A 14,832-nucleotide genomic window follows, 5' to 3' on the forward strand; every position below is an offset into this window, starting at 1 on the left:
GCACGCGCCGCCCCGGGCGGCGGACTCCGCGGCCAGGGCCACGATGGCGCGGACGGTCCGCAGCCGGTCCGGCTCGACGGGCCGCGGCGGGAGGCCGAGGGCCCGCTCCACCCGGGACAGAACCTCCAGTTGGGCCAGCGTGTCGTAGACCGCGTCCGGCAGTTCGTCCAGGGGGCGGTCGCGGGGCCACTCGGCCGCCGGCGTGCCGAGGACGGCCCCGACCGTCGCGCGGACGACGCGCTCGGCGGCGCGCGGGTCGAGGACGCGCGGGTCGAGGGCGCGCAGGTCACGAGACATGGGGCCTCCCGCGCTCTGCGGGTGGCGCGGTGGGTTCGCCGGGCCGGACCGGGCCACCGGATTCCGGTGCCGGGACCGCGCCGGCCGTCCCGGATCGCGGCCGGTTCCGTGCGGGTGTGGGCGTCGACAGCGTCAAGGGAGCCCCCTCAATCCGGTTCGCCCTCGGATCGTAGGGGGATTTCACCGCCGCGGGTGAGGGGCCGGGGGAAACGAGAACCCGAACGTGGCATCCGTAAGCCAATACGATGACGGGTTTCCGCGGGAAACGCGGCGCCATTCGACCGGAATACCGGCCCGTCCCCCGCGATAAAAAACACCGGAATTTCGTGGGATCAACCGCCGATCGCGCACCGGCCGACGGCGGCCCGCGTCGCGGCGGTACGGGGCCGCCGCGCGGCCCGGGGACGCGTGGCGGCTCATGGCCGGCGACCGGGCGTGCGGTGCGGCACCCGCGGCGGCCGCGTGCGCCGTCCGGGGCGGGCGGTGGACGTCACCGTCGGACGGCCTCCGGGGCGCGTGCGGTGATCCAGGGCGCGGAAGGTGCCGGCCGGGTGGTCCGCTCGCGGGCTCTGCCGGCCAGGGAATGTCCCGTGACTCCGCTTGCTCGGCAGCGTCGTTCGGTAGCGCCGGAAATCGCGGTGATTCCTGCGCCGGCGGCCGTGATGCGGGTCGCCTTTTTCGGGGCGTCGGCGATTTCGCGCGAGGAAAGCGCCCGGCGCGTCCTGGCGGAGAGACCGCCATCCGAACGCGTCCCCGCCCGTACGCGGGAGCGCGGACGGTCAGGCCGGGACGCGCACCGGCTCGACGCCGCCCCCGGCACCGACGCCCCGGCCGATCCCGCCCGTCCCGCCGGCCAGGACCGTGCGCCCGCGCCCGCCGCCCCGCCGTTCGGCGTGCGGCCGGAGCCGCAGGATGCGGGAGACGCCGAACGCCTGGACGACGAAGACCGAGCAGAAGGCGATCCGGTAGTCGTCACCGGTGGCGTCGAGGAGCATCCCGACCGCCAGGAGCGTCGCCATCGAGGCGATGAAACCGCCCATGTTGACGATGCCGGAGGCGGTGCCCTGCCGCTCCGGCGGGTTCGCGGGGCGCGCGAAGTCGAAGCCGACCACCGACGCGGGACCGCACGCGCCGAGTACCAGGCACAGCGCCGCCAGCAGCCACACCGGCGCGTGCGCCCCCGGCCAGCCGAGCACCGCCGCGAAGGCCAGCGCGGTCGCGCCCACCGTGCCGAGCGCCAGCGCCGTACGGGCGGCGGGACGGCGGGAGATCAGCTGCCCGTACACCGGTCCGACCGACATGGCGGAGACCACGGACAGGGTGAGCAGGCCGCCGGCCGCCTCCCGGGACAGCCCCTGCCCCTGGACGAGGAAGGGCAGCCCCCACAGCAGCATGAACACCGTCGCCGGGAACTGGGCCGTGAAGTGCACCCACATGCCCAGCCGGGTCCCCGGCTCCCGCCACGCCGCGACGATCTGCCGCCGGACGTACGCCGCACCGGCCGCCGGCGCGGGCGGCGGCGTGTGGCCCTCGGGGTGGTCCCTGAGGAAGAGGAGCGTCAACAGGAGGACGACGGCGCCGGCCGCCGCGCTGCCCGCGAAGGTCGCGGTCCAGCCGAGACCGTGCAGCGCCCGGGGGATGACGAGGGTGGAGACCAGGTTGCCCACCGTGCCGAACAGGGCCGCCACCTGCGAGATGACCGGCGCCCGGTCGGCGGGGAACCAGCGCGCGCCGAGCCGCAGCACGCTGATGAACGTCATGGCGTCGCCGCAGCCGAGCAGCGCCCGCGACGCCAGCGCCGTCCCGTACGTCGGACTCAGCGCGAAGCCGAGCTGGCCCGCGGTGAACAGCGCCGCGCCGATGGCGAGGACCCGCTTGGTGCCGAGCCGGTCGACCATCAGCCCGACGGGGATCTGCATGGCCGCGTAGATCAGCAGCTGGAGGATCGAGAACGTCGACAGCGCCGACGCGTTGATGTGGAAGCGGTCCGCGGCGTCGAGCCCCGCGACCCCGAGGCTGGTCCGGAAGACGATCGCGACGAGGTACACGCACACTCCGACGCCCCACACGAGCATGGCCCGCCGGCCGCCCGTCGTTTCAGTCCCTGGTCCGGGCAGAGTGGGGTCGGGCAGGGCAGGGCTGGGCAGGGTGGGGGCGGAGGGCATTCATACAGCTTAAGTTCATCAATAAACGTATAAGTCCGTTTTGGGTGGTGAGTTCGCTCACCCGACCCCTTCTTCTTGTTCCTCGCGTCCCTCCCTGGGCTCGTCGATGAGCAGGCGAATGCCGTCGATCAGCGCCTGCGCCTGCCAGTCGGGCCAGTCCGCGATCCGGTACGCGAGATGCCGGGTCAGCGTGTCGCGGAGCTTGACGACCGTGGCGTGCCCCTCGGGCGTCAAGGCGAGCAGGGTGGCCCGGCGGTCGCGGGGGTCGGGGCTGCGCTCGAGCAGACCCGCGCTCTCGAGCCGGTCGGCGTAACGGCTCGCGCCGGACCGGTCGATGCCGACCTCGTCGGCGAGCCGCGCCGCTGACTGCGGTCCGAGCCGGGCCAGGCCGCTGAGCACCGGATAGGTCTGACGGTCGACCCCTGTCGGTGCGGAGTCGAGGACCGCGTCGTAGAGCGCGCTCCGGTTGCGTCGCAGCAGCAGTTGTCCCAGCGCTTGTTCCAGGTCCCGCGCCAACCCCGTATCAGCCATCCGGCCATGATACGTGCGACTCGCACGGAATCGAGGCTAGGGTGTTGCGTGCAAGTCGCACGCGCTTCTCTTGGGAGGTCTCATGGTCACAGGTCATGTGCCGGCCCGGCGGATCACCGGCCGGCCGGACAGCGCGCTCATCGGGCCGGTGCTGGTTCTGGCCACACTGGTCTCCAGCGTCATCAGCTCGTTCGGCGCTCCGCTGATCCCCACCGTCGCCCGCGATTTCCACGTGTCGCTGAGTACGGCACAGTGGTCGCTGACCGTGGCACTGCTGGTCGGCGCGGCGAGCGCCCCGGTCCTCGGCCGGCTCGGCGACGGCCCGCGACGGCGCGGGACGCTGCTCGGCGGCCTGGCCGTGGTCACGGCGGGCGGAGTCGTGGCCGCGCTGGCGGGCGGCCTCGGGTTGCTGCTCGTCGGCCGCGGACTGCAGGGCGTCGGGCTCGGGCTGGCGCCCCTGGCGATGGCCACCGCCCGCGAAGAACTGCCGCAGGCCAAGGTCGCGCCGATGATCGCGCTGTTGTCGGTGTCGGCGGGGGCCGGCCTCGGCGCCGGCTACCCGATCAGCGGGCTGCTCGCCGAAGCGTGGGGACTGGCGGGCGCGTACTGGTTCGGCACGATCGTGTCCGGCCTCGCGTTGCTCTGCGTCGCCGTGGTCATACCGTCGAGCGCGGGGCGCGGCACCCCCCGCCGGCTCGACTGGACCGGCGCCGTACTGCTCGCCCTGGCGCTGGTCAGCGCACTCGTGGCGGTGGCGGAGGGGACACAGTGGGGCTGGGGCTCACCGGCGATCGTCAGCCTGCTGGCCGTCGGCGTCGTGCTCTTCGCCGTGTGGACCGTGCAGCAGTTGCGCGCCGGGCACCCGCTGGTCCAACTCCGCCTGCTGCGCCACCCCTCCGTGCTGTCCGCCGACGTCTGCGCCATGGTGCTCGGCGTCGCGATGTACATGGTGCTTTCGGGGGTGACGGAGTTCGTGCAATCCCCGCGCTCGGGCGGTTTCGGGTTTTCGGCGTCGGCAGTCGTGGCCGGCCTCGTCCTGATCCCCCTGTCCTTCTTGATGCTCGTCAGCTCCCGCATCCTGCCGGCCCTGGTGACACGCGTGGGGATCCGGGCGGTGCTGACGCTGGGCTGCCTCGTGGCCGCGCTGGGCTGCGGATTCTTCGCGGTCTTCCACGGCGCCCTGTGGCAGGCCTTCGTGATGTCGGGCGTCCTGGGCGTGGGGCTGGGCACCACCTTCGCGGCGATTCCCGGCTTGATCGTGCAGTCGATCCCCGCCCGGGAGACGGGCAGTGCCATGGGCTTCTACCAAGTGGTCCGCTTCACGGGCTTCTCCCTGGGCAGCGCGCTCACCGCCACCATCCTGGCCGCGCACGCCGGCGGCAACGGGGAGCCGGGGGTGGGCGGTTACACCATGGTGCTGTGGTGCTCCGCCGGCTTCTGCGTCCTCGCCGCGGCCCTCGCCTGGTTCCTGCCCGCCCGGTCCACCCGGCTCGCCCCCGAGGAGCGCCTGCCCGCCGACGAGGTCCGGCTGGTGGAACAGACCGACGGCGACGACATTTTGTCGTAGGCGGGCCTCCTGACGCCCCTGCCGGAATCAGCCCGACGCCCCCGCCGGAATCAGAACGAGACACGAAAGATCGGGTAACACCGTCAGGACCACGAGATAATGGCCGTGCCTTCGACGGACGAAAGGGGACTTATGGCCAGCGGTGAGGCAGCTCGCGGTGAAACAGTCCCGCCTCGGCTGCACGACCTGGGCGAGCGGCTCTGCAGTCTGATCACCGCCCTCTATCCCGACGAGCGCAAACGCCCTGGGTACGCCCGGCTGGCCACCATGATCCGGGAATCGACAGGCGGCACGATCTCGGCCACCTACCTGTGGGAACTCGCGACCGGACGCAAGCGGAACGTCACGCTTGAGCAACTGAGCGTCCTGGCGGAGTTCTTCGGAGTCCCGCTGGAGTACTTCATCAACGACGAGGTCTCACGCCGCGTCAACGCCCAGCTGGCGCTCGCCGCCGCGTTGCGCGACACCAAGGTGCGCAACCTCGCGCTCCGCGCCGAGGGTCTGTCGTCCGCCAGCCTGGACGCCCTCCTCATCATCGTCAACGAAGCCCGCAGGGTGGAGAATCTGGGCCAGGTGCGGGGGGAGGAGCCCGACGCGGCCACGCCCTGAACCGCGGCGGCCCGGTCGCCGGTCCCCGCGGCCGGTACCCGCCGCGTGACCTCCGTCGGGAGGCCACGCGACGCCGCCTTCACGGCCGCCTCACCGCAGCGGGGCTCCTTCCGCAGACCAGAGCTGAGCGGCCGCCGCCGGCGAGCCCTGGCGGAGGACGTTGTCCAACTGGATCTGGCGGGCGATGAACTCACCGTTGCTGCGTGTGGCCCCGATGAGCAAGGGCCTCACGACCCTGCCCTCGGGCAGGCCCGCGTAGTACAGGCCGGGCAGCGCGCCGACACCCTTGCGGTGCACCGGAGTTCCCTGCTCGTCCAGGGCCGCGCCGGGCAGGATCCCGTAGTCCGGGACGAATCCCGTCGCCCAGATGACCGTCGTGATGTCGTTGGCCTTGAGGTCCAGGGTCTCCCCGTAGCCGGAGAGCAGCGAGATGTCGACGATGGTGGGTGACGTCCGGTCGGGGACCTCCAGCCCGCGCTTCTCGATGGCCGCGTCGATGGCGTCCAGCAGCTCGAGCTCCGCACGGGCCGCGGCCTCCGCTATCGAGCGGACGTTGTCCTCCAGCGCCAGAACCGTGCCCTCCGCGGCGCGTACCGAGCCGACGAGGGTGACGCCCTGCTTGGCCAGGATGGACAGGTTCAGGTCCCGTCCGCCGTCTCTCCCGCTGAGTACCGACGCGCCGGGCAGCGAGGGGGACAGGTCGCGCCCCACGGGCGCGGACTCGAAGTTGCCTTCGATCGACATGAAACGCAGCCAGTCGAGCACGCAGGCGCCGCGGTAGAAACGGGGCGCGGTCTTGTGACGGCCGACCGCGAGGTAGACCTCCCGGCCGGATTCCCGCACATCTTCGGCGATCTGCTGCCCGCTGCTGCCGGCACCCACGACGAGAACCGCACCGTCGGGCAAGGACTGCGGGTTGCGGTAATGCGAACTGTGCAGCTGCGTGATCGACGGATCGACATCCGAGGCCACGTCAGGAACGCGCGGAGAGGCGTATCCGCCCAGGGCCGCGACGAGGTTGCGGCACTCGATGACCTCACCGTCGTCGGCGAGGTGGACCCGGAACCGCGCATCGCGGCAAGACGGGTCGTCGATCGCCGACTCGACGGCCCGGACGGCAGTCCGTTCGCGGACCTGGATGCCCATTCCGGACACGTAGCGCCTCAGGCGTTCCGCCACCTCACGGGCCGGCATGAAGCCTTCGGGGTCGTCGCCGTCGTACGGCCAGCCCGGGAAATCGACCATGCGGTTCGGCGTGTTGACGTACAGGCTGTCCCAGCGCTCATGTGCCCACGCCTGGCCGACCTCCCCTCGTTCCAGCACCAGGGACTCGTATCCGAGTCGGGAAAGCGCCCCTGCGACGCCGCACCCCTGCTGGCCGCCACCGACTATCACTGTTTCTACGAACATGCGGGATTCCATTTCCTGACGCGGTGGACTTACGCTGCGGGTTCGTGGTCGCGAGAGTGGTCGGAGGCCAGCAGTTCGGCGGCCTCGAGACCGGACAGGACGGCCGCACAGGCGTGGTACGCGGGCGGCCCGACGGTGTTTCCGACGTGGTATATGCCGGTTTCCGCGTCGTGGATCGCGGGGCGGCCGACTACGGCTGAGCGTGTGCTGCGCGACGAGCCTGGCCGTGGTCTCCCTGCTGGTCCTCGACTCCCTGGCGCCGCCGCACCGGGAACACGCCGTGACGGGCCACGGCTCGCCGACTCCCTCCGCCGCCTACTGGCTCGTCCTGGTTCTCGTCCATCTCACCGCGGACGTCTCCTGCACCTCCCTGTGCCTTCAGTACAGCCGACGCGCGGCCGATCCCGTCCTGAAGGCGAGCCTGCGGATGTTCGGCATCGGCACCGCACTCTCCGGCGTGTTCTGGTTCTGCCAGCTCAACGACCTCTTGCTGCACACCGGTCGGCTGCTGCCGTGCCTCCCGTACGTGATGGACCTGCACGGGCTGCTCCGGGCGATCGCCCTCCTGGCACCCTCGCTGTGGGCCGTGCAGGAGGCCGTCGCGGAGATCTGCACCATCTGGTACCTGTGGCCGCTGTGGCACGACCTGGTGCAGGCCGTGCCGAGCGTCGCGTTCCTCAGACGCCGCCACCGGCTGCTCGAGATCGTGTGGCCGCAGGCGTCCTGGCGGCTGCTTGCCTACCGCAAGATCATCGAGACTCGGGACGCCATTCTCGTCCTCAACGACTATGTGTCGGCAGGTACTTGGGCCCGCGCCCGCCGCCATGTGGCCGCCGTGGGGGTCGCCCACGCCAAAGCCGACGCGACGGTGCTCGCGTGCGTGATGTCGGGAGCACGCAGCGCCAAGCTCGCCGGCCTGCCCCACCAGCGGTCCGCCGACGGCCTCGTCCACTTCGACAAAGGCGACCTCGACAGCGAGAAGGCGTTCCTCCTCGACGTGGCGCGGGCTTACGCCTCGGCGCCGGCCCGGAACTTCGCGATCCATCCGGACACTTCCGGCGGGAAGTGAAGCGGGCCGGCCGGCCGCGGGGAGCGGTGACCGCCGCCGGCGACCGGCGTCTCACGGGCCGGAGGACGCCCGCCGGGCCGTCCTCCGCCGGCCGCCTCCGAGGGCGGCGCACAGGACCGCGACGGCGAGGGCCAGGGCGGCCAGGACGAGGCTGGTGCCGTCGAAAGCGTCGGCGAAGTCGGAGGTGGTGACGGCGTCGCCGGCATCCTGGGGGTTGGCGCCGAGCAGGGCTCGGTACAGCGCGCCGACGGCGGCGACGCCGAGTGCCATGCCGGCCTGGGTGACGGTGTTCAGCACCCCGGAGCCGGCGCCCGCGTCGTCCGGGTGGACACGGGAGAGCACGGTGTCGACGAGAGGCGCCACCACGAGGCCCTGGCCGAAGCCGGAGACGCCCATGACGGCGGCGAGCAGGAGGGCCTGTGACGTCGTTCCCGCGCCCGTGACGGCGGGTACGGTGCACAGTGCGGCCGCCATGAGGGTTCCCCCGGCGACCGAGACGCGGATGCCGAACCGTGCCGCCAGCCGGCGGCAGGCGGCGGACGCGATGATGAAGCCCACGCCGAGCGGCACGAAGACCAGGCTGGCGTTCATGGGCGACAGCCGGATGCCGGACTGCAGGTGGTAGGTCAGCACCAGGAAGAGCCCCGCGTTGCCCGCGAAGAACGTCAGGACGGTGGCCATGCTGACGGGGAAGCCCCGGGCGTGGAGCAGCCGGCCGGGCAGCAGCGGGTCGCTGCCGCGGTCCTCCAGCCGGCGCTCCCAGCGCATGAACGCCACCGCCCCCGTGCCGCCCAGCGCGAAGCACACGTAGGTCCACCACGGCCAGCCCTGCTCCGGGCCGACCGTCAACGGCACCAGGACCAGCGGGAGCAGCACGGCGGTGGCCGCCACTCCGACGAAGTCCAGCCGGGGGACGGCGGTGCTCCGGCTCTCCGTGACGGCCGGGACGGCCGCGCCGAGGATGACGATGCCGATGGGCACGTTGATGAGGAAGATCATGCGCCAGCCGAGCCCCGCGACGTCCAGGTCGAGGAGGAAGCCGCCCCCGGCCAGCCCGGCGATGACGCCCGCGCCGATGGCGGCCCCGTAGGCGCCCACCGCCCGGGCGCGGTCCGGCCCTTCCGTGAAGACCGCCCGGATGATGGAGAGGACCTGCGGGGTCATCAGCGCCGCCGACAGTCCCTGGAGGACGCGGGCGGCGATGAGCGTGTCGGCCGACGGGGCGAGGGCGCACAGGAGGGATGTGGCGGTGAACGCCGCGACACCGTACTGGAACACCTTCTTCCGCCCCACTCGGTCGCCGAGCCGGCCACCCGTCACCATCCCGGCCGCGTAGGCGATGACGTACCCGTCGATGACGAACTGGAGCCGGCCGAAACCGGCGTGGAGATCGGACTGGATCTCGGGGGCCGCCACGTTCACGATGAACATGTCGATCTGACTCATGAACATCGCGAGCAGCACCACCGCGAGCCCCGCCCAGTCGCGGGCCGTCGCCCCCGCCGGGGCGGCGCCCCGGGCCGCTCCGGCCCGGTCCTTCGAATGGTCTTCCCTTGCTAATGCACTCATGGCCACCACTGAACGACGATGATTGAGGAGGGACCGGAACCGCCCCCGCGCCGCGCCCGCCCTGGAGGTGTCGGCGTACGATACAGGGACTCAAGCCCCTTGTTTAGCACTTAATTCATATCTAAATGTAGCATGCCGTGAGGGGACCCCATGGAGACATCGCACCGTCAACTCCCTGACCAGGAAGCGGAGATTCTCCGGGACCCGGTGGACGCCATCGCCGCGGCCTGGCGGCGGGAACGGCCGGAGACGCCCGTGGCGTCCATCGGCGTGGTCACCCGGGTCTGGCAGCTCGCCAAGCACTTCGGCGACGACCGCCGCCGCGTCCTGGCCGAGGCGGGCGTCGATCCGGCCACCCTCGACCTGCTCAGCGTGCTCCGGCGCAGCGGATCGCCCTACACCCTGACGACCCGGCAGATCGCCGAGCAGTCACTGGTGACCGCGGGAGCGATAAGCCAGCGCCTGAACCGCGCCGAACGGGACAAGCTGGTCACCCGGCGGTCGGCGCCCGGGCGCTCCCGGGCCGTCCTGGTGGAGCTCACCCCCGCCGGCCACGATCTCCTGGAGCGCACCGTCGACCGCGTCCTGTCCCGGGAGGCCGAACTGCTCGACGGGCTCACGGCCCAGCAGCGGGACACCCTGACCGGGCTCCTGCGCGTCCTCCTCGACGACGTGCAGCGGAAGCTGGACGTCCGCGAGGTGACGCACGTGGGGCACCCGTAGCGGACCCCCGGGCGGGGTGCGGCGGCGCCCGGGGGCGCCGCGTCAGTAGCCGTACGCGCTGGGGGCGTTCTGGCCGCCGTCGACGGGAATGTTGGCGCCGTTGACCGCGCGCGCCTGGCCGGACAGCAGGAAGGCGATCACCGAGGCCACGTCCTCGGGCGCGATCAGCTCGCCGGCCGGGAACTCCCGCTCGAAGGCCCGGTACGCTTCCGGGTCCTCCTCCCGGAGGCGGGCCCAGCCCTTGCCGGGGATGAGCATCGAGCCGGGTGAGACGCAGTTGACGCGGATGCCGTCCGGCCCCAGCTCCCGGGCGAGGGTCGCCGCCAGGTGGATCTGCGCGGCCTTCGCGGCGGCGTACTGGGCGGGCGGGGCGGGCTTCCAGCCGGACACGGAGGACACCAGGACCGCGCAGCCCCGGGTCCGGCGCAGATGCGGGACCGCCGAACGCAGCGCGGCCACCGGGTGGGCGACGTTGAGGCGGTAGGTCTCCTCCCACTCCCGGTCGGTGCTGTCGAGGAGCCCGGCGCCGCGCGCTCCGCCGGCACAGGCGACAAGGGCGTCGACCCGGCCGAGCGCCGCCGCGGCACGCCGGACGAACTCGTCCAGCGCCGTCCCGTCCTGCGCGTCCAGGGACTCGGCGTGCACGGTGGCGCCCCAGCGCTCCCGGAGTTCCGCGGCCGCCGTCTCCAGCGGGCCCTCGGAACGGCCGCACAGCGCCACGTCGTAGCCCTCCCCGGCGAGCCGCCGCGTGACCGCGCGGCCCAGCCCCCGGCTGCCGCCGGTCACGATCACGGCCCGCCTGGCGGGGCCCGTCCCTGTCGCCGATGTGGTCGTCTCGGAGCTGGTCATGCCCGTCCTCTGCTGGTGTCGTCGAAAGGGGCGAGGGGGAGGCGCCGCCGCCCGCCGCGGTCCGCGGGTGCGGCGGGCGGCCGGCCGGGCGGTCAGCCCGTCTTCGCCGGGTCGCGTTCGATGTGCGGGGCGAGGATGTCGTCGACGCGGGTGAGGACGGCCTCGTCCAGCCGTACCCCGGAGGCCGCCACGTTCTCCCGTACCTGCTCGGGGCGGCTCGCGCCGATGATGGCCGAGGTGACCGACGGGTTCCGCAGAACCCAGGCGATGGCCAGCTGGCTCATCGTCAGTCCCGCCTCGCGGGCCACCGGCCGCAGCTCCTGGACGGCGCGCAGAACGGCGTCGTCGCGCATCCAGTGGCCCACCAGCATGTCGACGAAACCCTTGCCCGTGGGGTCCGCCGCCCGGGACCCGGTGGGCGGTTCGCCGCCCGGCAGGTACTTGCCGGTCAGGATGCCCTGGGCGAGGGGTGACCAGACGACCTGGCCGAGGCCCTCCCGGTCACAGGCCGGGATCACCTGGGACTCGGGGACCCGCCACAGCATCGAGTACTGCGGCTGGCTCGCCACGAGCGGTACCCGCAGCTCCCGGGCGAGCCCGGCGGCGCGGGTGATCTGGTCCGCCGTCCACTCGCTGACCCCGATGTAGAGGGCCTTGCCGCCGCGGACGAGGTCCGCGAAGGCGAGCATGGTCTCCTCCAGCGGGACCTGCGGGTCATAGCGGTGGGCGTAGTACACGTCGACGTAGTCGGTGCACAGGCGGCGCAGCGAGGCTTCACAGCCCTCGATGACGTGCTTGCGGGACAGGCCGTAGTCATTGGGTCCGGGCCCGACGGGGTGGCACACCTTGGTGCAGATGACGAGGCCCTCCCGGCGTTCGCCCGCCAGGGCCTTGCCGAGGACGGACTCGGCGCGGGTCTCGGAGTACACGTCGGCGGTGTCGAAGGTGGTGATGCCCGCGTCGAGCGCCGCCCGTACGCAGGCGTGCGCGGCCTCCTCGTCGATCTGGGCTCCGTGAGTGATCCAGTTGCCGTAGGCGATCTCGCTGAGGACGAGGCCGCTGCCTCCGAGGGTGCGGAATTCCATGGCGTTCCGTCGCTTCCTTGCTTGAGGGGTTGCCGGCGCGGGAGAGCGCTGTCGGGGTCGGTCGGCGGGGGCCGCGGCGGGAGGGTCGCGGGCGCCGCCGGAGGGACCCGGGGCCGCCCGCCTCACCGCCCGGCCTCCAGCAGGTCCGCCGTGAACGCCGTGACCAGCCGGGCCTGTTCGGGGTCGAGCCGCGGGTCGCAGGCGGTCTCGTAGTGGGGCAGCGGTTCCGCGACGGCGGCTTCGGCGGGAGTGGCGACGCACTCGGTGACGGGGCGGTGGGCCGTCTCCAGCATCAGGCCGGCGGGGGGCAGCCCCCGCCGGTGCAGGGCGAGGACGAACGCCTCGGTCTCCGCCATGACGTCGGTGAGCGCGCGGGTCTTCTGCCCGGCGCCGTTGACCCGGGTGTTGCCGTGCATGGGGTCGCAGACCCAGGCCACGTCGGCCGCCGCCGCCCCGAGGCGGTCCAGCAGTTCGGGCAGCCGCCGCCCGACGTGGGCGGCGCCCATCCGGACGATCAGGGTGAGCCGTCCCGGCCGCCGGCGCGGGTTGAGCGCCCCGATCAGCGCGGCCACTTCACCGGGGTCGGCCGTGGGACCGACCTTGACACCGACCGGGTTGCCGACGGACGCGGCGAACTGCACGTGCTCGTGGTCGAGTTGCCGGGTGCGTTCCCCGATCCACAGGAAGTGCCCGGAGGAACCGTACTGCCCGGCACCGTCGGGGGCGGGCCGGACGAGCGCCTGCTCGAACTCCAGCAGGAGGGCCTCGTGGCCGGCGTAGGTCCGTTCCGGCGCCGTCTGCCCGGCCAGCCCCAGGTCACGCTCGAAGAGGGTGCTCAGGGTGGTCTCGGCGTGGTGGTAGGCGCGGAGCAGCCGGGACGGGTCGGCGACGCGGGCCTGGGGCCTGGGCTCGGGCGCGTTCACGGCGTCCCCGCGGTAGACGGGGAGGACCGTGCCGTCGGCGAGGGTCTCGGTGGGGTGGGAGCGCGGCTTGGCGTACTGGCCCGCGATGCGGCCGACGCGGGTGACCGGCAGGCCGGTGGCCTCGGCCAGGCCGTCGGCCAGCCGGTGGAGCTGGTCCGCCTTGGCCAGGACGGTCTCCGGCCGGGCCTCGGCGAAGCGTTCGGCGCACTCGCCGACGAACAGGGCGAAGCCCCGGCCCGTGGCGGCCCGTGCCAGCTCGGCGGTGAGGTCGTCGCACACCGAGGCGTCGACCAGGGGCGGCTTGCGCTCCAGCGCGTGGAGGACCTGTTTGAGTCTGTCGAGGGAAGCCCATTCGGGCTGCTGCCGGGCACGGGCCGCCAGCAGCAGGCGCGTGGCGCTCATGGTGTCCTCCAAGAAGGAAGGGGTCCGGTGGGAGAAAGGGAACGGCGGGTCGGGCGGCTCCGGGGGCGACGGGCGGGGTCAGACGGACGACGGAGCCGGTGGATCACCGGCTTCCTCGGCCAGGAAGCGGGCACGGGCCTCCTCGGCGGCGGCGGTCACCTCGGCGGCCAGCGGCCGGTCCCGGTCCAGGACAGGGAACCGGGCGCGGAGCCGCTCCCAGAGACCTGCCCCGGGCGGGCCGCCCGTCAGGTGCGCCAGCTGGTTCACCGCCAGCAGCAGCGAACCGAGGATCCACCACGCGCGCTCCGTCATGTCCGCCACGGCGTTCGCGCTGTTGAGCGCCATCGGGACCTGGTCCTGGTTGTGCAGGTTGGTCGGCAGGGCCGTGAACGAGGCCGGGTAACCGAGCTGGCGCACGCGGGCGAGGTGCGAGGTGGCGGCGATCTGCACCCCGGCGAATCCGCTCCCCGCGCCCGGACGGGGCGTCAGCAGCGGGGGCAGGCCCCCGTTCGCCGACGGGTCCAGGACCAACGCCAGCTGGCGTTCCAGCAGGAACGCCAGCTGGTGTGCGCAGGAGGCGTGGGTCTCGCAGACGAACGCCACGGGTGCGGCGTGGAAGTTGCCGCCGTGGAGCAGGCGGCCGTCGACGAGGACCGGGTTGTCGCCGCAGCCGTCGGCCTCGTCGAGCAGGACGCGCCCCTGCAGCTCCAGCTGGTCCAGCACGGCGCCCAGGACCTGGGGCGCGCAGCGCAGGGAGTAGCGCTCCTGCAGCGGCCGGTCCTGTTCGGCGGCCTCTCCGGTCTCCTCCATCGCCCGGCGGATCCAGGCCGCGGCGGTCCGCTGCCCGGGCTGGTTCCGCACCCGGCTCAGCGCGTCCTCGTACGGTTCGCCGGAGGCGCCGAGGAGGGCGGCGACACGGCCGGTGACGGCCGCGGCGGCCTCGGTCAGCGCGGACAGTTCGCGGTGCGTGTGCAGGGCGCGGGCCAGGCAGGCGCTGCCGCCGTTGACGAAGGCCAGGGCCGAGCGGGCCTCCCACCGTACGGGGGCGACGCCGAGTGACCGCAGCACGTCCGCGGCGGGTTCCCGGGTCCAGCCGTCCTCCCCGTAGCGCCAGGCCAGGCCGCCGTCCCGGCCGGCGGAGGCGAGGGCGGCGTGGGCGAGCGGGACGAGGTCGCCGCTGGCGCTGAGGCTGCCCTCCCCGGGGACGACGGGGGTGAAGCCGGCGTTCCACTGGTCGGCGAGGAGCTGCCAGACCTCCGGGTCCACCGCGGAGTGGCCGAGGGTCATGCCGCGCAGGCGGAGCCGGACCATGGTGCGGGTGACGTCCGGGGGCAGCGGCGCGCCCTGCCCGGCGGCGAGATGTTCGACCAGGCCGAGGCCCTGCGCCTCCCGGTCGTGGTCGGCGCGGTGGCCGACGAGCGGACCGAACCCGTGGGTGACGCCGTAGATCCGGCGGGAGCCGTCCAGGCCCTCCAGGGACCGCCGGGCCTGCCGCAGCCGTTCGCGTTCGGTTTCCGTCAGGTCCAGCCGTGCGTCCCGGCGGCCGGCGGACAGCAGGAGGCGGACGCGTTCGCCGACGGGTCCGGCGTCGGGTGGGCGGTGGCGGGTGGGCATCGGGGCCTTCCGGTGCGGG

The 14,832-nt window shown here is 73.2% G+C and carries 13 protein-coding genes; 4 read left to right on the top strand and 9 right to left on the bottom strand.

Going from position 1 to position 14,832, the window contains the following annotated elements; all coding sequences use genetic code 11:
- The 3 genes from JNW98_RS22155 to JNW98_RS22165 all read right to left on the bottom strand — a co-directional run.
- Positions 1-297, bottom strand: a 297-nt coding sequence (locus JNW98_RS22155) for an acyl carrier protein (RefSeq protein ID WP_223770017.1), incomplete at its 3' end; no start/stop codon positions are given.
- Between the two features lie 779 nt (positions 298-1,076).
- Positions 1,077-2,462 carry an MFS transporter gene (locus JNW98_RS22160; RefSeq protein ID WP_372459304.1) on the bottom strand — a complete coding sequence of 462 codons (1,386 nt, stop codon included), beginning with the start codon at positions 2,460-2,462 and terminating at the stop codon, positions 1,077-1,079.
- 57 nt (positions 2,463-2,519) lie between these two features.
- Positions 2,520-2,993, bottom strand: coding sequence for a MarR family winged helix-turn-helix transcriptional regulator (locus tag JNW98_RS22165; RefSeq protein WP_223770018.1), 474 nt, complete (start codon positions 2,991-2,993; stop codon positions 2,520-2,522).
- Positions 2,994-3,075: 82 nt separating this feature from the next.
- Here JNW98_RS22165 and JNW98_RS22170 point away from each other — a divergent pair, with 82 nt between their 5' ends.
- Together JNW98_RS22170 and JNW98_RS22175 are read left to right on the top strand one after the other, a co-directional pair.
- Positions 3,076-4,560, top strand: a complete 1,485-nt coding sequence (locus JNW98_RS22170; protein WP_223770019.1) for an MFS transporter — start codon at positions 3,076-3,078, stop codon at positions 4,558-4,560.
- Positions 4,561-4,692: 132 nt separating this feature from the next.
- Positions 4,693-5,169 (top strand): hypothetical protein, encoded by a 477-nt coding sequence (locus tag JNW98_RS22175; RefSeq protein ID WP_223770020.1) that lies wholly within the window; start codon positions 4,693-4,695, stop codon positions 5,167-5,169.
- 90 nt (positions 5,170-5,259) lie between these two features.
- Here the strand turns inward: JNW98_RS22175 and JNW98_RS22180 are convergent, their stop codons facing one another.
- Positions 5,260-6,579 (bottom strand): flavin-containing monooxygenase, encoded by a 1,320-nt coding sequence (locus JNW98_RS22180; RefSeq protein WP_223770021.1) that lies wholly within the window; start codon positions 6,577-6,579, stop codon positions 5,260-5,262.
- Positions 6,580-6,805: 226 nt separating this feature from the next.
- On the opposite strand from JNW98_RS22180, the gene JNW98_RS22185 reads away from it, so the two are divergent.
- Positions 6,806-7,648 carry a DUF6545 domain-containing protein gene (locus tag JNW98_RS22185; RefSeq protein WP_223770022.1) on the top strand — a complete coding sequence of 281 codons (843 nt, stop codon included), beginning with the start codon at positions 6,806-6,808 and terminating at the stop codon, positions 7,646-7,648.
- A gap of 51 nt (positions 7,649-7,699) precedes the next feature.
- Here JNW98_RS22185 and JNW98_RS22190 read toward each other — a convergent pair whose 3' ends face one another.
- Positions 7,700-9,217 (bottom strand): MFS transporter, encoded by a 1,518-nt coding sequence (locus JNW98_RS22190; RefSeq protein ID WP_223770023.1) that lies wholly within the window; start codon positions 9,215-9,217, stop codon positions 7,700-7,702.
- Between the two features lie 150 nt (positions 9,218-9,367).
- Here JNW98_RS22190 and JNW98_RS22195 point away from each other — a divergent pair, with 150 nt between their 5' ends.
- A complete protein-coding gene (locus tag JNW98_RS22195) occupies positions 9,368-9,940 on the top strand; it encodes a MarR family winged helix-turn-helix transcriptional regulator (protein ID WP_223770024.1) in 573 nt (190 codons plus the stop codon).
- Between the two features lie 42 nt (positions 9,941-9,982).
- Here the strand turns inward: JNW98_RS22195 and JNW98_RS22200 are convergent, their stop codons facing one another.
- The 4 genes from JNW98_RS22200 to JNW98_RS22215 form a co-directional block, all read right to left on the bottom strand.
- Positions 9,983-10,789, bottom strand: a complete 807-nt coding sequence (locus tag JNW98_RS22200) for an SDR family NAD(P)-dependent oxidoreductase (protein ID WP_223770025.1) — start codon at positions 10,787-10,789, stop codon at positions 9,983-9,985.
- A gap of 92 nt (positions 10,790-10,881) precedes the next feature.
- Positions 10,882-11,874, bottom strand: coding sequence for an aldo/keto reductase family protein (locus JNW98_RS22205; protein ID WP_223770026.1), 993 nt, complete (start codon positions 11,872-11,874; stop codon positions 10,882-10,884).
- 122 nt (positions 11,875-11,996) lie between these two features.
- The gene (locus JNW98_RS22210; protein ID WP_223770027.1) at positions 11,997-13,199 is read right to left on the bottom strand and encodes a 3-deoxy-7-phosphoheptulonate synthase; all 1,203 of its coding nucleotides are present in this window, start codon (positions 13,197-13,199) and stop codon (positions 11,997-11,999) included.
- 78 nt (positions 13,200-13,277) lie between these two features.
- On the bottom strand, positions 13,278-14,813 hold the full coding sequence (locus JNW98_RS22215) for an aromatic amino acid ammonia-lyase (protein WP_223770028.1): 1,536 nt from the start codon (positions 14,811-14,813) through the stop codon (positions 13,278-13,280).
- Positions 14,814-14,832: the final 19 nt, after the last annotated feature.

The sequence above is a fragment of the Streptomyces huiliensis genome (genome assembly GCF_020037025.1).
GTDB classification, from domain to species: Bacteria; Actinomycetota; Actinomycetes; order Streptomycetales; family Streptomycetaceae; genus Streptomyces; species Streptomyces huiliensis.

Coding starts and splice junctions, on each gene's coding strand:
- JNW98_RS22180 (WP_223770021.1), bottom strand. CDS start 6,579: ATGTTCGTAGAAACAGTGATAGTCGGTGGCGGCCAGCAGGGGTGCGGC.
- JNW98_RS22210 (WP_223770027.1), bottom strand. CDS start 13,199: ATGAGCGCCACGCGCCTGCTGCTGGCGGCCCGTGCCCGGCAGCAGCCC.
- JNW98_RS22195 (WP_223770024.1), top strand. CDS start 9,368: ATGGAGACATCGCACCGTCAACTCCCTGACCAGGAAGCGGAGATTCTC.
- JNW98_RS22165 (WP_223770018.1), bottom strand. CDS start 2,993: ATGGCTGATACGGGGTTGGCGCGGGACCTGGAACAAGCGCTGGGACAA.
- JNW98_RS22205 (WP_223770026.1), bottom strand. CDS start 11,874: ATGGAATTCCGCACCCTCGGAGGCAGCGGCCTCGTCCTCAGCGAGATC.
- JNW98_RS22200 (WP_223770025.1), bottom strand. CDS start 10,789: ATGACCAGCTCCGAGACGACCACATCGGCGACAGGGACGGGCCCCGCC.
- JNW98_RS22160 (WP_372459304.1), bottom strand. CDS start 2,462: ATGCCCTCCGCCCCCACCCTGCCCAGCCCTGCCCTGCCCGACCCCACT.
- JNW98_RS22190 (WP_223770023.1), bottom strand. CDS start 9,217: ATGAGTGCATTAGCAAGGGAAGACCATTCGAAGGACCGGGCCGGAGCG.
- JNW98_RS22175 (WP_223770020.1), top strand. CDS start 4,693: ATGGCCAGCGGTGAGGCAGCTCGCGGTGAAACAGTCCCGCCTCGGCTG.
- JNW98_RS22170 (WP_223770019.1), top strand. CDS start 3,076: ATGGTCACAGGTCATGTGCCGGCCCGGCGGATCACCGGCCGGCCGGAC.
- JNW98_RS22215 (WP_223770028.1), bottom strand. CDS start 14,813: ATGCCCACCCGCCACCGCCCACCCGACGCCGGACCCGTCGGCGAACGC.